Raw genomic sequence first — 18,349 nt, forward strand, 5'->3', positions numbered from 1 at the left:
CGCCTCGTATCAGTTCTGGGTGGCCGGGGGGATCTCCACGGTGGTGGTCGGGACTCCCGTGGTCGCGCCGGTGGACGGGCCGGTGTTCTCGCCCTGCGGTACGACGAGTGTCAGCGGTTGCTTCAGCGCCGGCAGTGTTTCGATCGCTCGCACCTGCCACTGCCCCTCACCGCGGACCATGGTCAGCGGATAGGCCAGGGCCGGAGCGGTGCCGGACGCCCCTTTCGGGGTTACGGTGGCCAGCACCTGGGCGCTTTTCCCGGCGGTTCCACAGGCCGTGTCCTCGGCGGTGATCGCCACGGTGCTGAGTTCGGTGAACGGCGCGGGCCGTAGTGCCGAAATACCGGAATCCACCGCGACATAGCGCGCCACATCACCCGCGCCGGTCAGATAGGCGGTCAGGAAACCGGTCGCGACCTGCGCGAACGGCGTCTCCTCACCACACGGCGACGAGTATGCCTGCGCGAGATCGGAGCCGACCGCGGGCGGTTCGACCACTGCGGGCAGGGTCAGCGCCCGCAGGCTGCCCTCGGCGACCGAAACCGGCACCCGGTAGTACCGGCGGGCCGCATCCGGCCCGCCTTTGCCGATATGTACCGAAACCGTCACCGACCAGACCTCGACCGTTCCGGCGGACAATGTGCGCGATACGTACACCACGATCGGGTCGTTCACCTGTGCCCCGACCTTCGGCAGCGAGATCCGCTGGGTACCGTCGACGAAGCGCGCCAGCGCATCCTGATCCGCCGCACCGGCACTCAGATAGGCGACCACGAAATCCTGCGCGAACGCACCGGCCAGGCTCGCGTGCCCGGTGACGGCGACCATCTCGTCGTCGCCCGGCGGCGCGGGATCGGGGGCGAAGAAGCTGTAGACGGCGTGACCTCCGCCGAGCACGGCGAGCACGGCCAGGACCACGACGACGATATTGTCGCGACGACGGCGCGCGGCCATCTGGCGAAGCAGCGCCTCGCCCGAATCCGCGCGTCCAACCGCCCCAGTCCTCACTCTCGGAATGGTAGAGAGCGCCCTGCCCACCGGCGGATCACCACTTCCCACACATGGGGACCTCAGAGACTCCGGCCTCAGGACATCGAGCTGTGCCGCAACCGGCCGGCCAGCCGGAACCGCAGCTGGTCGTCGTAGCCGATCGGGCTCTCCGCGTTGGCCAGATCGGACAGATCCGGCTCCACCATGGGAGTATCGTCGGCCGCCCGAACCAATTGGGCGATAGCCAGTTCACGGTTGGAGAAGCCCGGGTAGGGGTACAGCAGCAGCGAGGTCGGGGTGTAGCCGCCGTTGTAGTTCAGCGCCCGCACCGTGACACCGGCACTGTCACCGCCGCTGACCCGGGAACCGATCTCCACCAGCCGGACCCGGTCCTCGGGATGGAATACGTCGACCGGCCGGAAGAGGTAGTCCCAGCGGACCCACGGCGCCGGATCGGTGAGCCAATGCGAAATGCTGGTGTGTCCCAACTGGACCACCGCGAGATGATTACCCGCCCGGCGGTGCGCCTCGCGCAGGCCGACGCTTTCCAGGGTCGGCCAGATGGCCGGATTGTTCTCGGAGGTGATGTCCTCGATCAGCCACCAGGCGCCGCGGGTGCGAGCGTCGTCGCGGGCCCGCACCGTGATCCGCCAGCGGGTTGCCCGTCCGGCCGAACGCAGCACCGAAACCTCGAACTGCAGTTTGTCTCCGCCTTCCGGGCGGTAGAGCAGATCGAGCACTTCGGCGTGCCGGTCGAATGCCGATACCCGATGGAAGAATTCGGCGATCGACATCCGGGGTACGTATTCTTCCGGCGCGATTCCCGAGAGCGCGGTGATCCCGCTCGGCTGGGCGAGTGTCTGGCTGTCCAGGTCCCAGACGGCGCCCACAGCGACGGGTAGCGGCGGGACCTCGGCCTCGGCCGGTCCCGCCCACCACCGCACCGCATGCACTTCGCCGCCCGGCCCGAACACCGGCCGGACCATCAGGCGGTGCGGTCCGGACCGGGTGGAGAAGGTGCGGTCCAGCTCGACCGCGCCCTCGATCGAGGTGCGCAGGGCTTCCGTGATGTCGCGGGTGGTCAATCCGTCGTAGAGCGCCGGCGTCCGGGCCAGCTGCCGTTGCAGTACCCGCCGCCAGTCGGCGAAGTCCCGTGCGGTGTCCCCGACCGACGCGACCGAGAACCCTTCCGGCGCCAAAGTTTCGACCGTCACCCAGGGGATCACTGCGCCCTCTCATCGCGTGCGTCCAACCGTTGCGCGGTGTGTATCTCTATCGAGACAACGGCCGCAGAAGATAATGTACCGTTGCTCAGCGGTACGTTCAACAGTGGACTCACGGCGAACCTGAGATACCCCCGCGCGGCGGCCGGGGAGCGGCGTCGGAAACGCCTCGCCCGGGCACGCAGGGCCGCACCGACACAGGGGTGGGAAACACGTGGCAACCCGGCGGCTTCGCCGCTCGGCCAACGGCACGCACGGAAAACTGCACCGCCGAGCGGCGTGCCACGACAGCAACGGTCGCGATCACTGATACCCGGCAATTCATCGGACGAACTTTACCCCGGGTGAACCCCGCAGGCCACGGCTGGTGCGAAACCGGCTGCGGGAGGGTGTCGTTCAGTTGGCGACGGTGCGCCGGCGGCGCATTATTCGCTCTGCGAGGTCAATGCGATCACACCCGCTCCCGCCAGCAGACCCAGGTCCGCCAGCTCAGAGGGAACCGCCCGCAATCCGGGCAGGAAGGGAAGCCGGGCATGCATCGCGACGGCGTTCTGCAACGGTTTCCACAGGACGGAGCCGGGACCGGCGATCGGACCGCCCAGGACCACCCGGTCGATATCCAGGAGCGCCGCCACCGAGGCGATGGCCCGCCCCAGCGCCGTCCCGGCCCGCTCCAGTGCGGCAACCGCCACCCGATCGCCGGCCTGCGCGTCCGCGGCCAGCGAGGCGATCGAATTACCGCCCCAGCCCTGTCGCTGCGCCCAGCTCGTCAGCGGCCGGGCGCCGACCACCGACTCCAGACAGCCGCGGCCGCCGCAGCTACAAGGATCGTCGTAACCGGGTATCAGCACATGCCCGACCTGACCGGCGTTTCCGGTGCGCCCCACCACGACGAAACCGCCCACCATCACACCGCCGACAATCGTGTCCCCGAGATGGATCGCCAGCGAGTCCATGACGTCCTGGGTCGCGCCGAAATGCCGTTCGGCCAGGGAAAGGCACACCCCGTCGAGGGCCAGCGCCACGGTAGCCGCGGGAAAGAGCTCCCGTACCGATTCCACCAGCGGGAAACCCGCCTCCCATTCCGGGATCTGCATCGGAGCCACCACCCCGGCGGCCATATCGAGGGGCCCGTTGGAGGCGATACCCACGGCATCGACCTCCCGGCCGGCGGCGATGTCCAGCAACAGTTCTCGCACTTTGTCCCAGGCGCCCTGCCCGGGGACGGGAATCTGCCGGACCTGGTCGGCGCCCACGTCGTCGGCGATCTCGATCGCGGCCAAGCGGGTCGGACCGATCTCCAACGCCAGGATTGTCATCTACGCACCACCAGAGCTAGATCCGCGTTTGCCCCCGCAGCATAATCAGACAGCGGCGGTTTCCGTCGGCCGGAGCGGGCGGCCCAGCACGATATGCCGTTTGGGCGCACCGGAAACCGAGCTTCCGTGCGTCGGGCGCGGGCCGTTGCGGATGATCCGCATCGGGCGTTTGTGATCGATCGGCACGGTCCGGTGCCGGTCCAGATCCTCGATGACATTGCCCGAGTTGTCGTAGGCGACGCCTGCCCAGATCATGGCTCGCGGGGAGTCGCCCCGCTCGATAAGGGTCTGCGCCAGTTTGGCGCACTGCTCGAAAAGCGGACAGCCATAGCAAGTACGTACTGCCGAATGCCATGCGTCCGGGGTTCCGGAATCCAGGTCCCAGCTGTCGGGGACCTCCGCGCAGGGCGGTCGCTGCACCGATTTCACCGGCGCGGAAAGGGTCGGCGCGGGAACCCGCGAATGATCCGTAGCCCGAGGTAGGACCACGTTCAACGACCGTACTCGTGTTGTGCTCATCACCGTCTCCGGAACTGCCGAGGGCACGCCGGGGGTACCGATACGTGTCCCGTTGGTCGGGCGGAACGTCAGGGCTGCTCAACAGTCCCCGGAAACCAGCTGATGTCAGCTGTATCACGACGGTAGAACACCGATGGGCTGCTAGGCAAGGTCTTGTGCCGTTGATTAACGGGACGTTGACACGCATTTCACATCTTTAAGCCGTCATTCAGCGGTTCGTTTGGTTATGGACCGTTTATCTACGGGCCCAAATATGGTTTCCTATAGGTATGCCTGCCGAATCCGAGTACACGATCGACGAGCTGGCGCGGGCCGCCGAGACCACCGTGCGCAGTGTCCGCGTGTACCACGAGCGCGGGCTGCTGCCCTCGCCCGAGGTCCGGGGCCGGATCGGCTACTACGGTTCCGACCACCTCAACCGGCTGCAGACCATCAGCCGGTTGCTGGGCCGCGGAATGAAACTCAACGGCATCCGGGAGCTGCTGGCCGCCTGGGACCGCGGCGACGGACTGGCCGATGTGCTGGGGGTCACCGATAATTCCGCCGAGCCGCCCGGGCGCCCGGCACCGGCCGGCCCACCGCCGTCCGAAGCGGACGAACCGGTTCACGAACTGCCCGAATACGTTCAGCAGGCGCTGGCGGCCAGCGACGATCCGTTCGACGTCTACCGGGTCACCAACCCGCGCTGCAGCGATCTTGCCACCCGGCTCACCGATGCGGGGCTCCCCGCGGCCGCGACCTTCCACCTGGTCGAACGCATGCGCGCGGAGTGCGACCGGATCGCCGATCGCTACGCCGCCGAGATCTTCTACGTCCTGGCCGGCCAGTCCTACGAACAGTCGGAACGAAACCCCAAGGACCGCACCAAACTGGAAACCGATCTGGCCATCGCGCGGCTGATCGTCACCCGCGCCGCCTCGGAACTGATCGACCAGGCCTTCGGCCGCCGGGCCGAACTCCCCACCCCCGATCCGCAGCCCGCGCGCCCGACCACCGCCCGGCAGCGCCCGGCACCGTCGGTGCAGCGGCCCGTGACCACGGCGCAACAGCGCCCGCTACCCCCGGTCTCGCCGCGGCAGCCGCCGAACGGCAAGCAGCCATCGCGCTCACGCAGTTGAGGAAGCCGGCCTCATGCCGGCGATATCGGTGCGCACTGTCGGGGTGACAGGATTTGAACCTGCGACCACCCGCTCCCAAAGCGGGTGCGCTACCAAGCTGCGCCACACCCCGTATCCCCCATACGGGGGCGGTAACCGGTCGGAGCGGGTGACGGGAATCGAACCCGCACCATCAGCTTGGAAGGCTGAGGTTCTACCATTGAACTACACCCGCATGCATACGGCACCCATGGGATCGCCACAATGCCGTGTGCATAGCGCACTGTACCGAATACCACTTTCCTTACGCCAATCAGCCCCGTCCCCGGTGCCGGTGAGTCGCCGGCGTGATGCCCCGGGCGCCCGGTGGCGGCTACGCGGCGTGGCCCGCGTTCGCCCTCCTCCGGGTCCGGAAAAAAATTCCGCGAAAGTGTGTAACACCGGCGAATCCCGTGCGATACGCCAGAGATTGCTGTTGTTCCGGGGTTGGAGAACCTGTTCTAGAACGCAGGTCTGCACGCCCCACCATCTTGCTACGATCTTCTTGCCGGACGGGGTATCTGGAAAGGGGGCGGTGGCGTGCACCCGACAAGGTGGACCATCCGCACAGCAGTACGACAGAACCGGGTCTGCCCGGTACCGAAGCCGCGGGTTCGCGGCGCGATTACCTCCGTCGCCGGTGATCGCAATGACAGCTGAGAACCGGCCGCCCATCCGGTCCACCGCCCGTGAATGGGCCCGCGCCGCCGGCGCCCAGCCCGATGCCGATATCACCGCGGCCGAGATCGAACCGGTGCTCGTCGAGATCCTCGAGCAGCTCCTGGAGCTGACGGTGTCCGATCCGTTCCCGATCCGAGCGGCCCGCCGGCTCGGTGCCCGGCTGTGCGCGGAGCCGCTGCACCAGGTCCGGATGCTCGCGTTGGTGACCCGCACCCTGCTGGGTTTCCCGGCCGGACCGCGCGGATCCCTCGAGGCCACCCAGTGGCCGCTGGTCGCCAGCCAGGCCATCGACAGCTATGCCCACGCACTACAGGAACTGGCGCTGGCGCAGCAGAAGAAGAATTTCTCCGACGAGGCCACGCAGCGGGTCCGCGAATTCGCCGCGCTACAGCAGCGACTGGAATACGAAGCCACCCACGACGCGCTGACCGGCCTGGCCAACCGCACCCTGCTGCGCCGGCGGGTCCGGAAGATGGCCGAACACCCGGAGCGCGGTATCGGCCTGCTGGTGGTGGATCTCGACCGGTTCAAACAGATCAACGACAACTACGGGCACGCGGTGGGCGACGAGGTACTGGTCGAATTGGCGCAGCGCCTACGGGAAGTGGCGCCGCCGGGTGCGGTGGTGTGCCGCTACGGCGGGGACGAGTTCGTGCTCGCCGCCGGTATGGCGGAGAACCGGGTCGGCGAACTGGCCGCCGATATCGTGCTCGCACTGAACGATTCGGTGTGGTCGTCGGCCGGGCGGGTGCAGGTATCGGCCAGTGTCGGCACCACCTATGCGCCGCCGGCGGATCGCAGCGAACTCGCCGAACTGCTGCGGCGCGCCGATCGGGCGATGTACTCGGCGAAAACCGCGGGCGGGCGCCGGTACGTCGGCGCCGAGGCCGGCGATACCGCCGTCGCGGGCTGAGCGATCACGGCCGCGGCAGAGCCATCGGTGCGCTGAGCGATCGGGCGCGGCCGAGCGGTCTGTACGGCCACACGATCTCGTCCGGCCGGGCAGCGATCCACCGCCGCCCGGCAATCGGCCCGGCGGCGGGTCACTGCGGCTGGCATTGCGCACACCAGAAAAGGTTGCGGCCTTCCAGGACGCTGTGCCGAACCGAGTCGTTGCAGCAGCGGCACGCTTCACCGGCTCGGCGGTAGACATAGGTGCGGGGCCGATCAGGCGCGTAGGAGGGCGCGCCGTGATCGTGTTCGGGCCGCACCACGTGCATTTTCCCGCGGCGCACCCCCACCTTCATCAGCTCGACCAGATCGGTCCACAGCGCCGACCATTCCGCGGCGGTGATCCGGTTACCCGGCCGGGCCGGTGAAATACCGTGCCGGAAGAGCACTTCCGCGCGGTATACATTGCCGACCCCGGCGATCACGCTTTGATCCATCAGCAACGAGCCGATACCGCGCCGGGAGCGCCGGATCCGCTCCCACGCCCGGTCCGGGTCGGCGTCGGGGCGCAAGGGGTCGGGGCCGAGCCGGGCGACGAGCGCCGCCACCTCCGGCGGTGTCAGGATCTCGCAGGCGGCCGGGCCGCGTAGATCGGTCCCGAACCCGCAACCGTCACGACCCGGACCCCAGATCCGCATCCGCACCTGCCCCACCGGTTCCGGCATCGGCAACGCGGATTCGGTGAACGTCCCGTACAGGCCGAGGTGCACGTGGACGAACACCTCACCCTCGTACTCGTGCACCAGATGCTTACCCCACGCCTGCGACCGCACCAGGATCCGGCCGTCCACCCGTGCCGCGCCCGCCGCGAATTTGCCCTGCGGACTCGACACCCGCACCACCGCGCCGGCCAAGCGGCGCTCGTGCCGGCGGGCGAGCCGGTGCAGGGTATGTCCCTCCGGCACCCGGGTCAGTGCGCGGGCAGCGCGGGCGCTTCGCCGGTCTTCTCGTAGGCGGCGAGGATATCGATCCGCCGCTGGTGGCGCTCCTCGTCGGACCACGGGGTCGCGATGAAGGCGTCCACGATCGCGAGTGCCTCCTCCTGCGAATGCATCCGGCCACCGATACCGATCAGCTGGGCGTTGTTGTGTTCCCGTGCCAGCCGGGCGGTCTCGACGCTCCAGGCCAGCGCACACCGCGCCCCCGGTACCTTGTTGGCGGCGATCTGCTCGCCGTTGCCGCTGCCGCCGAACACCAGCCCGAGGCTGCCCGGATCGGCGACCGTGCGGCGCGCCGCCTCGATGCAGAAGGCGGGGTAGTCGTCCAGCGCGTCGTAGACCAGGGCGCCACAATCGACGACCTCGTGACCTGCCTTCTCCAGGTGGTCCTTGACGGCGTTCTTCAATTCGAAACCAGCGTGATCGGCACCCAGGTATACGCGCATGCCGCGATTGTGTCAGGCCCGGGCTCGGCCGGTGACGGCGGGCGTAGGACCACCGCACCGGCGCCGGGGGCGGCACCCGCACGCCAGGAGCAAATGCGGAGGTCCGCTTAGAGTCGGGGGTATGCAGCCGCACGACCCTCAGCAGCCGTCCGGATCCGGCCCCGCGTGGGCAGGGAATCCGCCGGAGCCCGGGCCCTACCCGTGGCTCACCGACCGTCCCGGCGTCCCGGGCGCCCTACCGGCCGGCTATCCCCCGCCGCCGGGGCCGGCGCACGAACCGCGCGGGCTGTCGCCGTTCGGGATGCCGGCACGGCACAGCTGGGAGATCCCGCTACTGGTCGTGGTGGTGCTGGTGACCGCGGTCGGCTACCTGCTGGCCTTCCTGCTGCTCGTCCTCGGTTCGACCAACCAGTACGTCCTGGTCCTCGTGGCGGCGCCGCTGCTGATCTGGTTCGGCCGCGGTATCAACTATTCGCGGCAGCGGGTCAACGGGGTGAAGATGTCACCGACCCAGTTCCCCGAGGGCTACCGGATGGTCCAGGAGGCCGCGGCCCGGTTCGGGATGGCGTCGGCACCCGACGCCTACGTGGTGCTGGGGAACGGGCGGATCAATGCCTTCGCCTCCGGCCACGGTTTCCGCCGGTACGTGGTGGTCTATAGCGATCTGTTCGAGGTCAGCGGCGCCGCCCGGGAACCCGATGCGCTGGCGTTCATCATCGGTCACGAGGTCGGGCATATCGCGGCCGGGCACACCTCCTATTGGCGGATGCTCGGTATGTTCCTGGTCCCGGTGCTGCCCGTCCTGGGTAATTCGCTGATCCGCGCACAGGAGTACACCGCCGACAACCACGGTTATTGCCACCGCCCGCAGGGCGCGGCGGCCGCGATGGGCACCCTGGCGGCCGGCAAATACCTGAACACCGTGGTGGGCTTCGACGAAATGGCCGACCGCGCGGCGCAGGAACGCGGCTTCTTCGTCTGGATCGTGAATGCCGTGTCGTCGCATCCGGTGCTCACGTGGCGGATGTGGGCCCTGCGCGATCGCAGCAGGCACGGTCCGCTGTTCTGGCGGCCCAACGCCGGGCCGCGACCGCTCGCCCCGCCGCCGGGAACCCCCGGCGGCGGCACGGTGACCATGTCGAAAACCCCGCATTGAGCCCGTGGTGGGCCGATTCCGGCCGAGCCGGGATCGGCCACCACGGCGGTCAGTCGAACTGCGGATTCTCGTCGCGCGTGCGCTTGAGTTCGAAGAAGTGCGGGTAGGCGGCCAGGGTCACCACGGCGTCCCAGAGCTTGCCGGCCTCCTCGCCGCGCGGAATCCGGGAGAGCACCGGGCCGAAGAACGCCACACCGTTGACGTGGATGGTGGGCGTGCCGACATCGGGCCCCACTTTGTCCATGCCCGCGTGATGGCTGACCCGCAGCGCCTCGTCGTAGTCGCCGCTGTCCACCGCCGCGGACAACTGCGCCGGCAATTCCAGCTCGGCGAGCGCGTCGGCGACGATCGCGGCGAAGGTGCCCGCGGTATCGCCCTCCTTCTCGAACTCGGCCCGGCGGTTGTGGAAGCGGGTACCCAGGGCCGTGTACAGCGGCGACAGGATCTCGTCGCCGTGCTGCTGCTGGGCCGCGATCGCGACCCGCACCGGGCCCCAGGCGTACTTCATCAGGTCTTGGTATTCCGGCGGCAGATCCCGTCCCTCGTTCAGTACCGCCAGGCTCATCACATGGAACCGGGTCTCGATATCGCGCACCTTCGCGACCTCGAGGATCCAGCGCGAAGTGATCCAGCACCACGGGCACAGCGGGTCGAACCAGAATTCGGCGAGGTTCTTCTTTTCGGCCGGTTCGGACACGTCGGGTTCCTCTCCCTAGGTTGTCGACGGGCGCTGCGCCGCCTCACATCGAGCAACCCCGGCCGCGGTGTTTTCGTTCCCGATCCGGCCGGGCGGGGTCAGTAGGCTGGCGGCGGAGCTTCGGATCGTCGCTGGAACACCGCACGACAAGGGAGTGGTATCCATGACATCTGCACAGCATTTCGTGATCACCGGCGCCGGACTGGCCGGCGCGAAACTGGCACAGGAGTTGCGTGCCAACGATTTCGACGGGCATATCACGCTGATCGGCGCCGAGGAACGGCTGCCCTACGAACGCCCGCCGCTGTCCAAGGAGTACCTGGCCGGCAAGAAAACCCTGGATGAATTCACCGTGGCCGATGCCGCGTGGTACCGCGACCACAATGTGGAGTTGCTGCTCGGCACCGAGGTCACCGCCATCGACCGGGGTGCGCGGACGGTCGCCCTGCCGGACGGCTCGACCCTGCCCTACGACAAACTCGCCCTGGCCACCGGTGCCGCGCCGCGGTCGCTACCGGTCCCGGGCGGGGACGCCCCGGGCGTCTACACGTTGCGCACCCTCGAGGACTCCGACGCGCTGATCGAGTTGTTCGGCACCGCGAAACAGCTGCTGGTGATCGGCGCGGGCTGGATAGGGCTCGAGGTCACCGCGGCGGCCCGCGCGGTGGGGGTGGCGGTCACGGTGCTCGAGGCGGCTCCCGCGCCGCTACTGGGCGCGCTCGGCCCGGAAATGGGTGCGGTATTCGCCGACCTGCACCGGGAGCACGGGGTCGAGTTCCGGTTCGGCACCCAGATCGAGCGGATCACCGTATCCGGCGGCCGGGCACGCGGCGCGCAGCTTACGGACGGAACCGCGGTCGCGGCGGACGCGGTCCTGGTCGCGGTGGGCGCACGACCCCGGCTCGAACTCGCCGAAGCGGCCGGACTGCTCACCGGCACCGGGGTGCTTGTCGATGCGGGACTCACCAGCAGCGACCCGAATATCGTCGCGCTCGGCGATATCGCCGAACAGCTTCATCCCGTCCTGGAACGCCGGATCCGGGTGGAGCACTGGGCCAACGCCCTGAATCAACCCGCCGTGGCCGCCCGGACCATGCTCGGTAAGGCCGCCGCCTACGACCGCCTCCCCTACTTCTTCACCGACCAGTACGACCTGGGCATGGAGTACACCGGTTTCGCCGCCCCCGGCGAATACGAGCGGGTCGTCGTCCGCGGTGACCTCGCCGGCCGCGAATTCGTCGCGTTCTGGCTGGACGACCGGCACCGGGTGCTGGCTGGGATGAACGTGAACGTATGGGACGTGGGTGACCGGATCAAAGAGTTGATCCTGTCGGGCGACCCGGTCGACCCGGACCGGCTGGCCGATACCGCTGTCCCGCTCTGAGGACGGGCCCCGCCGGCCGCGCATTCACCAGGTGCGGCCGGTGATCAGCTGGTAGGCCTCGATGTACTTGTTCCGGGTGGCGGCGACGATATCGGCCGGGATCTCCGGGCCGGGGGGTTCCTTGTCCCAGCCGGTGGAAGTGGCCCAATCGCGGACGAACTGTTTGTCGAAGGAACGCTGCGGCCGGCCGGGCTCCCATTCCGCGGCCGGCCAGAAACGGGACGAATCGGAGGTCAGCAGTTCGTCGCCGAGGGTGAGCACATCACCGTCCCAGCCGAATTCGACCTTGGTGTCGGCGATGATGACGCCCCGTTCGGCGGCATGCGCCGCGCCGCGGGTGTAGAGGTCGAGGGTGCGCTCGCGCAAGCGCTCGGCGATCTCCCGCCCCTCCTGCTCGATCACCTGGTCGAATGTCATGGGCTCGTCGTGCCCGGTGTCGGACACTTTCGTGGTCGGCGTGAAGATCGGCTCGGGCAGCCGGTCCCCTTCCCGCAGCCCGGCGGGCAGCGCCACCCCGCACACCGACCCGCTGCGCTGATATTCCTTCCACCCCGACCCCACCAGGTACCCGCGGGCCACACACTCCACCAGCACCATCTTCAACGGTTTCACCCGGACCGCCCGTCCGGCGAATTCGGCCGGCACATCGGTGGTGGACAGCACGTGGTTCGGGATATCGGCGAAGAATTCGAACCACCAGTTGGACAGCTGCGTCAGCAATGCGCCCTTGTCCGGGATCGGGGTGGGCAGCGAGACGTCGTAGACCGAGACCCGGTCGGAGGCGACCAGCAGCAGGGTGTCGCCGTCGGTGTACAGGTCGCGCACCTTTCCGGCGTGCACATGCTTCACGTTGCGGCTCCGATCCTGGTCGAGTGGTGTGCGGACAACTCCCGCGCGGGCAACCTTACCCACGTGGCATTGTGGACAAGGCCCGTGCCCGTACCTCTGTGCCCCCACACTCTGTGTCAACGAAGGAGCCCGATGTCCGCACCGAACCTCACCCGCGAACAGGCGATCGAACGCGCCGGCGTCGTCTCGGTCGAGAACTACCGCATCGACCTCGATCTGACGGACGGGGCGGGGAAGCCGGGCGAACACACCTTTTTCTCGCGCAGTACGGTCACCTTCACCGCGAAACCGGGTTCGCAGACCTTCATCGATATCGTCGCCCGTGGTGTCCGTTCGGCAACTCTCAACGGCAAACCCCTCGATATCGCCGGCTACGACGAGTCCACCGGAATCACCCTGCCCGATCTGGCCGAACGCAACGAACTCGTGGTGGAGGCCGACTGCGAGTACTCGCACACCGGCGAGGGCCTGCACCGGTTCGTCGATCCCGCCGACGACGCGGTCTACCTGTACTCCCAGTTCGAGACCGCCGACGCCAAACGGATGTTCGCCTGCTTCGACCAGCCCGATCTCAAGGCCACCTTCGATATCGAGGTCACCGCACCGGCCGACTGGAAGGTCATCTCCAACGGCGCCGGCAGTTCCGCGGGCGGCCGGCACCGCTTCGCCACCACGCCGCTCATGAGCACCTATCTGGTGGCGCTGATCGCCGGTCCGTACGCCGAATGGACCGATACCTACACCGACGATCACGGCAGTATTCCGCTCGGTATCTACTGCCGCGCCTCGCTCGCCGAGTTCATGGACGCCGACCGGCTGTTCACCGAGACCAAACAGGGTTTCGGCTTCTATCACAAGAACTTCGGCGTTCCCTACGCTTTCGGCAAGTACGACCAGCTCTTCGTCCCGGAGTTCAACGCCGGTGCGATGGAGAACGCCGGCGCGGTGACCTTCCTGGAGGATTACGTCTTCCGGTCCAAGGTCACCCGGGCCTCCTACGAGCGGCGCGCGGAAACCGTACTGCACGAGATGGCGCATATGTGGTTCGGCGATCTGGTCACCATGAAGTGGTGGGACGATCTGTGGCTGAACGAATCGTTCGCGACCTTCGCCTCCGTACTGTGCCAGGCCGAGGCCACCGAATACACCAGCGCCTGGACCACCTTCGCCAACGTCGAGAAATCCTGGGCCTACCGGCAGGATCAGCTGCCCTCCACCCATCCGATCGCCGCCGATATCCCCGATCTGGCCGCGGTCGAGGTCAACTTCGACGGCATCACCTACGCCAAGGGTGCCAGCGTGCTCAAACAGCTGGTGGCCTACGTCGGGCTCGAACCGTTCCTCGCCGGGCTGCGCGCGTACTTCGCCGAGCACGCCTACGGCAACGCCACCTTCGACGACCTGCTGGCGGCCCTGGAGAAATCCTCCGGCCGGGATCTGTCCGGCTGGGGCGCCCAGTGGCTCAAGACCACCGGCCTCAATATCCTGCGGCCCGATTTCGAGGTCGGCGCCGACGGCACCTTCACCTCGTTCAGCGTGATCCAGGAGGGCGCGGCGCCGGGCGCCGGTGAGCAGCGTGTGCACCGGCTGGCCATCGGCGTCTACGACGAGCAAGAAGGCAAGCTCGTCCGCACGAAACGGGTGGAACTCGACCTCGCGGCCGCCGAGCGCACCGAGGTTCCCGAACTCGTCGGCGTTCCGCGCGGCAAATTCGTGCTGATCAACGACGACGACCTCACCTACTGCTCGGTCCGCCTGGACCCCGATTCGCTCGACGTCCTGATCAACCACATCGCCGATATCGCCGAACCGCTGCCGCGCACCCTGGCCTGGTCGGCGGCCTGGGAGATGACCCGGCAGGCCGAGTTCCGGGCCCGCGATTTCGTGGCGCTGGTGCAGCGCGGCATCGGTGCGGAAACCGAGATCGGCGTGGTGCAGCGGCTGCTCATGCAGGCCAATACGGCCCTGCGCAGCTACGCCGACCCCGAATGGGCCGACACCACCGGCTGGCAGGACTATGCGAACCGCCTACTGGAACTGGCCCGCGAAGCCGAAGCCGGGTCGGACCACCAGCTGGCGTTCGTCAACGCCCTGACCGGCGCGAAACTGTCCCCGTGGCATACCGAGGTGCTGCGCGAACTGCTCGACGGCGACCCCGCCGGGGTCGGCCTGCCCGGGCTCACCGTGGACACCGACCTGCGCTGGCGGCTGCTCACCGCACTCGCCGCCGCCGGCGAGGTCGATGCGGACAGCCCCGACACCACACCCGCCATCGACGCCGAGTTGCGCAACGACGAAACCGCGGCCGGGCGCCGGCAGGCCGCCACCGCGTCCACGGCCCGCCCGATCGCCGAGGTCAAGGAATCGGCCTGGGCGATGGTGCTGGAAGACGATTCGGTGCCCAACATCACGGCGCGGTCGATCGTCAACGGCTTCGCCCCGGCCGGGCAGGAGGCCCTGTTGCGGCCCTTCGTGGAGCGGTACTTCGCGGAGATCCCCGCGGTGTGGGAACGCCGGTCCAGCGAGGTCGCGCAAACGGTCGTGATCGGGCTGTACCCGGCCTGGGATATCAGCGAAGAGGCCGTCGCCCGAGCCGACGAATTCCTCGCCGCCGATCATCCGCCCGCCCTGCGGCGGCTGGTCGTCGAGGGTAAAGCGGGTATCGAGCGCTCGCTGCGCGCCCGCGCCTTCGATATCTCCTGAGCAAAACGACGAACGGGGCGTCCACCGGCTGGTGGACGCCCCGTTCTCGTCGGTAGCGAGCGCTCCCGGAACGCCGCCCGCGGGCGGCGTGGATATCAGCGGCCGATCGCCGCCGCCATCACCCGGATCGCCGAGATCAGCCCGTCGATCAGCTCACCCTGCCGCAGCGAGCTCAGCGCGGCGGTGACCCCGAGCTGGCACACCCGGTCGTTGGCGCGATCGGCCACCTCCCGGCCGGAGCGGACCTCGACGGAGTGGTCGTTCGGGGAAACGGCGATGAGCACCGAACGCGCCGCCTCCGGAGTGGTGGGGAACAGTGCGTCCACCGCGGCACCGGCATCGGGGCCCAGGTCACCGATATAGACGTTGAACCGCACCTTGGTGGCACGGGTCGCCTCGGTGAGCACATTGTCCATGGCCAGCCGCTCGTTGTTGTCGAACGGCGCCTCTTTGAACACGTCACCGGCCTCGTGCACCCCGGAAACCCGGCCGCTGCTGGTGATCGCGTATCCGTGCGGCAGTTCGGACTCGACCACCGCGGGCCATTTAGTACTTGCCACTTGCCCGGCCTCCGATCAGCGCTTCCTTGGGGGATTCGAGGGCGTCGAACGCCACATGCGAACCATGCGGCGACTCACCGGCATCGTAGGAATGACCGTGCCCGGTGACCTCGTCGGTAGCACTCCACAGCACCGGCGCGGAGGTCCACTTCTTGCTCATATCGAAGTGAACCGGCTTCTCACCGGGCAGCGGCTTACCGAGATACGACAAACCAGCGATTATGAGGTAGATCCCCAGCGGGATACCGGCGAAAACCGCCACTGTCTCGAGAATGCTCACACGACAAAGGTAGACGATCCTTTGTAGTAGATGGTGCACCGGTGCTGTGTTCATCTGCGCCGCCTCCGGCGGCGCGGGGTTCGGCCTCCTGGGTCCCTGCTGTCAGCGCTCGACACTCGCGGCTGCGCCGCATCGCATCGAGCGCTGACAGCAGGGACGGGCCGAACCCTCTCAGGGCCTCGTAAGACTCGGCGCCGCCGTGGTTGCGTTCGGGACGGTTTGCAGGCCCGTAGAGTTTCTCGCTGGGGTCAGCGCCGACGCCGGTTACGGTTTTACCGGCGGGCCGGCTTGTCACCAAGTGGTGTTCATCAGGGAGTTCGCGGCCATTTCCAGGTAGTCCAGCAGCTGGCGGCGGTGGGCGTCGTCGAGGACTTCCGGTTCGATCTCGGCGACCGCGATCCGCATACAGCGCAGCCAGGCGTCGCGCTGGACGGGGCCGATCTCGAAGGGCATATGCCGCATACGCAGCCGGGGGTGGCCACGTTCGTCGGAGTAGGTGCGGGGGCCGCCCCAGTACTGCTCCAGGAACATGCGCAACCGGCGTTCGGCCGGCCCGAGATCCTGTTCCGGGTACATCGGCCGCAGCACCTCGTCGGCGGCGACCTCGCGGTAGAACGTGGCCACCAGCCGGTGGAAGGTCTTCTCCCCGCCGACGGCGTCGTAGAAGGAGATCGTGGCCTGTTCGCCGGCCGGATCGCCGGAAGCCGGAATACCCGAAGTCATGAACCCTCTCGTTTCGCTGGATGCGCCGTCCATTGTGCCCGCCGCGGCGTGGGTTCGCAGATTCGGCGGTACGCCCGTACCGTCGAGAGCGTGCCGAGGCGTTGACCTCGGGCGTCGCTTCAGCGACAGTTAACCAGCCATTGTGCAAAATAACCGTGCACCGAGGGGCCTTCCATGGTCAACTGGATCTTGTCTCCCGGCGAGATACCACATGATCTTGAAACGCAGAATTTGGGGTCGACATGAAGCAACGGACCGGCGCCCGATCACCGGAGGCGATACGCCACCGACAACTGAAGCCCGCCGACGTCCACGCTCGTGGGTCGGGGGCTCCTCCGCTGCAATTGCTGTCCGATCACGCGGTCAACCGGCACAACTCCGAGACCGCCACCGATACCGATTCTGTTCATTCCCGCGGCGAATCCGCCGCCAAACTCCACTCCCCGCCGTCGATCAGCTGGCTGAAACGCCGCGTTCTACTGCTCAACGCCACCTACGAGCCGCTCACCGCGCTCACCGCGCGCCGCGCGATCGTCCTCCTGGTCTGCGATAAGGCCGACGCGGTTCACCACGATCCCACCGGACCGGTCCTGCACTCCGCCGGCGCCACCGTCAGCATTCCCTCGGTCATTCGCCTGCGCACCTACGTGCGTGTCCCCTACCGCGCCCGGGTCCCGATGACTCGCGCCGCCCTCATGCAACGCGACCGCTACCGCTGCGGCTACTGCGGCGGCAAGGCCGAAACCATCGACCACGTGATCCCCCGCAGCCGGGGCGGCGAGCACAGCTGGGAGAACTGCGTCGCCAGCTGCGCCCCCTGTAACCACCGCAAAGCCGACAAACTGCTCAGCGAACTCGGCTGGACCCTGCGCGCACCCCTGATCTCCCCGAAAGGCCCGCACTGGCGCCTGCTGTCCACGGTCAACGAACTCGACCCGGTCTGGTTGCAGTACCTCGGCGAAGGCGCTGCCTGAGCTGTGTTTTTCGGCGCGCGTCCGGCGCGCGGGGTTTTGGCCCCCTTGGTCCGGCTGTCAGCGCCCGAGATCGGCTACGGCCGACTTCGAATGTGCCCTGAGACGACAGCCCTATTGGGGTGTCAATGACAGATTGCCGGTCCGGCGCCGGGCGACGGAACCGTAGCGGGCGTCGAGGCGCAGCCAGGTTCTGCTGGCGCGTACCCGGACCAGTTCACCGGGTGGGATCCGGGTCGATTCCGCCCGGTCACCGGAATGCGGGATGAAGTCCATGGAGGTGAGCGCGAACACCACGCGCATCGGGATCTGCACCTGTTCCTGCTCGGCCGAGACGGTGATGACCGTCTGGTCGAGCAGCGAGGCCGGCGGACCGTGGCCGGAGCCGTGCTCTTTCGCCAGGTCGGCACCGCGTTCGGCCAGCTCGACCAGGGTCCGGGCGGGCAGATCGTCGATATGCCCGAATCCGGTGGCCGGGGGCAGGGCACCACGCCAGGCGGAGTCCAGGGAATAGCCGAGGTCGATCGGCCCCGGTGAGCGCAGGGCGAACAATATCGTTTCGGCGCCCACCGTCACATCGTCGGCCACGAGTTCCGCGCCGATCGTGCGGGTGGCCAGCGCCTCGAACCCGGTGGCCACCCAGGCGGCAACCAAACCCTGCCCACGCCGCCGCAACCGCACCACCGTCGCGGGGTCCAGCCGCTGGGCCCGGGTGAGGAAGGTCGCCAGATTCTCGCGTTCCGCCGGGTCGGGCACGGAGAGAGTGCGCTGATCGGATATCACGAACGCACAGCCTCCGGACTCGGACTGTGCCGAATACTCG

At 68.1% G+C, this 18,349-nt stretch carries 18 protein-coding genes and 2 tRNA genes; 6 read left to right on the forward strand and 14 right to left on the reverse strand.

What is annotated here, in order from left to right:
* Positions 1–9 precede the first annotated feature (9 nt).
* The 4 genes from ACQEVO_RS24020 to ACQEVO_RS24035 form a co-directional block, all read right to left on the reverse strand.
* Entirely contained in the window at positions 10–1,008 is a 999-nt protein-coding gene (locus tag ACQEVO_RS24020; RefSeq protein WP_432917184.1) for a conjugal transfer protein, read from the reverse strand.
* Between the two features lie 77 nt (positions 1,009–1,085).
* Positions 1,086–2,204, reverse strand: coding sequence for a GAF domain-containing protein (locus ACQEVO_RS24025; RefSeq protein WP_432917187.1), 1,119 nt, complete (start codon positions 2,202–2,204; stop codon positions 1,086–1,088).
* Positions 2,205–2,638: 434 nt separating this feature from the next.
* The gene (locus ACQEVO_RS24030; RefSeq protein ID WP_432917190.1) at positions 2,639–3,532 is read right to left on the reverse strand and encodes an ROK family protein; all 894 of its coding nucleotides are present in this window, start codon (positions 3,530–3,532) and stop codon (positions 2,639–2,641) included.
* Positions 3,533–3,577: 45 nt separating this feature from the next.
* Complete coding sequence (locus ACQEVO_RS24035; protein WP_432917193.1) at positions 3,578–4,051, reverse strand: hypothetical protein; 474 nt, start codon at positions 4,049–4,051, stop codon at positions 3,578–3,580.
* A 269-nt stretch (positions 4,052–4,320) separates the two neighbouring features.
* Here ACQEVO_RS24035 and ACQEVO_RS24040 point away from each other — a divergent pair, with 269 nt between their 5' ends.
* A complete protein-coding gene (locus ACQEVO_RS24040; protein WP_432917196.1) occupies positions 4,321–5,169 on the forward strand; it encodes a MerR family transcriptional regulator in 849 nt (282 codons plus the stop codon).
* Positions 5,170–5,207: 38 nt separating this feature from the next.
* Here the strand turns inward: ACQEVO_RS24040 and ACQEVO_RS24045 are convergent.
* Both ACQEVO_RS24045 and ACQEVO_RS24050 read right to left on the reverse strand, forming a co-directional pair.
* Positions 5,208–5,281, reverse strand: a tRNA-Pro gene (locus ACQEVO_RS24045).
* Positions 5,282–5,312: 31 nt separating this feature from the next.
* Positions 5,313–5,383, reverse strand: a tRNA-Gly gene (locus ACQEVO_RS24050).
* Between the two features lie 453 nt (positions 5,384–5,836).
* Here ACQEVO_RS24050 and ACQEVO_RS24055 point away from each other — a divergent pair.
* Positions 5,837–6,781 (forward strand): diguanylate cyclase domain-containing protein, encoded by a 945-nt coding sequence (locus ACQEVO_RS24055; protein WP_432917199.1) that lies wholly within the window; start codon positions 5,837–5,839, stop codon positions 6,779–6,781.
* Positions 6,782–6,911: 130 nt separating this feature from the next.
* Here ACQEVO_RS24055 and ACQEVO_RS24060 read toward each other — a convergent pair whose 3' ends face one another.
* Both ACQEVO_RS24060 and ACQEVO_RS24065 read right to left on the reverse strand, forming a co-directional pair.
* Positions 6,912–7,724, reverse strand: a complete 813-nt coding sequence (locus ACQEVO_RS24060; RefSeq protein ID WP_432917202.1) for an Fpg/Nei family DNA glycosylase — start codon at positions 7,722–7,724, stop codon at positions 6,912–6,914.
* Between the two features lie 5 nt (positions 7,725–7,729).
* Positions 7,730–8,203 carry a ribose-5-phosphate isomerase gene (locus tag ACQEVO_RS24065; protein ID WP_432917205.1) on the reverse strand — a complete coding sequence of 158 codons (474 nt, stop codon included), beginning with the start codon at positions 8,201–8,203 and terminating at the stop codon, positions 7,730–7,732.
* 121 nt (positions 8,204–8,324) lie between these two features.
* On the opposite strand from ACQEVO_RS24065, the gene ACQEVO_RS24070 reads away from it, so the two are divergent.
* A complete protein-coding gene (locus ACQEVO_RS24070; RefSeq protein WP_432917208.1) occupies positions 8,325–9,359 on the forward strand; it encodes a M48 family metallopeptidase in 1,035 nt (344 codons plus the stop codon).
* A gap of 49 nt (positions 9,360–9,408) precedes the next feature.
* Here the strand turns inward: ACQEVO_RS24070 and ACQEVO_RS24075 are convergent, their stop codons facing one another.
* Positions 9,409–10,056 carry a mycothiol-dependent nitroreductase Rv2466c family protein gene (locus ACQEVO_RS24075; RefSeq protein WP_432917211.1) on the reverse strand — a complete coding sequence of 216 codons (648 nt, stop codon included), beginning with the start codon at positions 10,054–10,056 and terminating at the stop codon, positions 9,409–9,411.
* A gap of 163 nt (positions 10,057–10,219) precedes the next feature.
* On the opposite strand from ACQEVO_RS24075, the gene ACQEVO_RS24080 reads away from it, so the two are divergent.
* Positions 10,220–11,440, forward strand: a complete 1,221-nt coding sequence (locus ACQEVO_RS24080; RefSeq protein WP_432917214.1) for an NAD(P)/FAD-dependent oxidoreductase — start codon at positions 10,220–10,222, stop codon at positions 11,438–11,440.
* 24 nt (positions 11,441–11,464) lie between these two features.
* Here ACQEVO_RS24080 and ACQEVO_RS24085 read toward each other — a convergent pair whose 3' ends face one another.
* The gene (locus ACQEVO_RS24085) at positions 11,465–12,352 is read right to left on the reverse strand and encodes a phosphoribosylaminoimidazolesuccinocarboxamide synthase (RefSeq protein ID WP_432917217.1); all 888 of its coding nucleotides are present in this window, start codon (positions 12,350–12,352) and stop codon (positions 11,465–11,467) included.
* A 69-nt stretch (positions 12,353–12,421) separates the two neighbouring features.
* Here ACQEVO_RS24085 and pepN point away from each other — a divergent pair, with 69 nt between their 5' ends.
* Entirely contained in the window at positions 12,422–14,992 is a 2,571-nt protein-coding gene (gene pepN, locus ACQEVO_RS24090) for an aminopeptidase N (RefSeq protein WP_432917220.1), read from the forward strand.
* Between the two features lie 95 nt (positions 14,993–15,087).
* Here the strand turns inward: pepN and ACQEVO_RS24095 are convergent, their stop codons facing one another.
* The 3 genes from ACQEVO_RS24095 to ACQEVO_RS24105 all read right to left on the reverse strand — a co-directional run bounded on the left by ACQEVO_RS24095 (position 15,088) and on the right by ACQEVO_RS24105 (position 16,555).
* Positions 15,088–15,552: a DUF5130 domain-containing protein gene (locus tag ACQEVO_RS24095; RefSeq protein ID WP_432917223.1), complete on the reverse strand. Its 465-nt coding sequence runs from the start codon at positions 15,550–15,552 to the stop codon at positions 15,088–15,090.
* Positions 15,539–15,832, reverse strand: a complete 294-nt coding sequence (gene ctaJ / locus ACQEVO_RS24100) for an aa3-type cytochrome oxidase subunit CtaJ (RefSeq protein WP_280396980.1) — start codon at positions 15,830–15,832, stop codon at positions 15,539–15,541. Before ctaJ ends, ACQEVO_RS24095 begins: the two co-directional genes overlap by 14 nt.
* A 291-nt stretch (positions 15,833–16,123) precedes the next feature.
* Positions 16,124–16,555 (reverse strand): globin, encoded by a 432-nt coding sequence (locus ACQEVO_RS24105; RefSeq protein ID WP_432917226.1) that lies wholly within the window; start codon positions 16,553–16,555, stop codon positions 16,124–16,126.
* A gap of 242 nt (positions 16,556–16,797) precedes the next feature.
* On the opposite strand from ACQEVO_RS24105, the gene ACQEVO_RS24110 reads away from it, so the two are divergent.
* Positions 16,798–17,529, forward strand: a complete 732-nt coding sequence (locus tag ACQEVO_RS24110) for an HNH endonuclease (RefSeq protein WP_432917228.1) — start codon at positions 16,798–16,800, stop codon at positions 17,527–17,529.
* A gap of 111 nt (positions 17,530–17,640) precedes the next feature.
* Here ACQEVO_RS24110 and ACQEVO_RS24115 read toward each other — a convergent pair whose 3' ends face one another.
* Positions 17,641–18,282: a hypothetical protein gene (locus ACQEVO_RS24115; protein ID WP_432917231.1), complete on the reverse strand. Its 642-nt coding sequence runs from the start codon at positions 18,280–18,282 to the stop codon at positions 17,641–17,643.
* Positions 18,283–18,349 lie beyond the last annotated feature (67 nt).

The organism is Nocardia sp. CA-290969 (genome assembly GCF_050936135.1).
Taxonomy (GTDB): Bacteria; Actinomycetota; Actinomycetes; order Mycobacteriales; family Mycobacteriaceae; genus Nocardia.

Bases quoted from the DNA above. Each gene is read 5' to 3' on its own strand.
- ACQEVO_RS24030 (WP_432917190.1), bottom strand. From the start codon at position 3,532: ATGACAATCCTGGCGTTGGAGATCGGTCCGACCCGCTTGGCCGCGATC.
- ACQEVO_RS24035 (WP_432917193.1), bottom strand. From the start codon at position 4,051: ATGAGCACAACACGAGTACGGTCGTTGAACGTGGTCCTACCTCGGGCT.
- ACQEVO_RS24040 (WP_432917196.1), top strand. From the start codon at position 4,321: ATGCCTGCCGAATCCGAGTACACGATCGACGAGCTGGCGCGGGCCGCC.
- ACQEVO_RS24055 (WP_432917199.1), top strand. From the start codon at position 5,837: ATGACAGCTGAGAACCGGCCGCCCATCCGGTCCACCGCCCGTGAATGG.
- ACQEVO_RS24065 (WP_432917205.1), bottom strand. From the start codon at position 8,203: ATGCGCGTATACCTGGGTGCCGATCACGCTGGTTTCGAATTGAAGAAC.
- ACQEVO_RS24070 (WP_432917208.1), top strand. From the start codon at position 8,325: ATGCAGCCGCACGACCCTCAGCAGCCGTCCGGATCCGGCCCCGCGTGG.
- ACQEVO_RS24080 (WP_432917214.1), top strand. From the start codon at position 10,220: ATGACATCTGCACAGCATTTCGTGATCACCGGCGCCGGACTGGCCGGC.
- pepN (WP_432917220.1), top strand. From the start codon at position 12,422: ATGTCCGCACCGAACCTCACCCGCGAACAGGCGATCGAACGCGCCGGC.
- ACQEVO_RS24105 (WP_432917226.1), bottom strand. From the start codon at position 16,555: ATGACTTCGGGTATTCCGGCTTCCGGCGATCCGGCCGGCGAACAGGCC.
- ACQEVO_RS24110 (WP_432917228.1), top strand. From the start codon at position 16,798: ATGAAGCAACGGACCGGCGCCCGATCACCGGAGGCGATACGCCACCGA.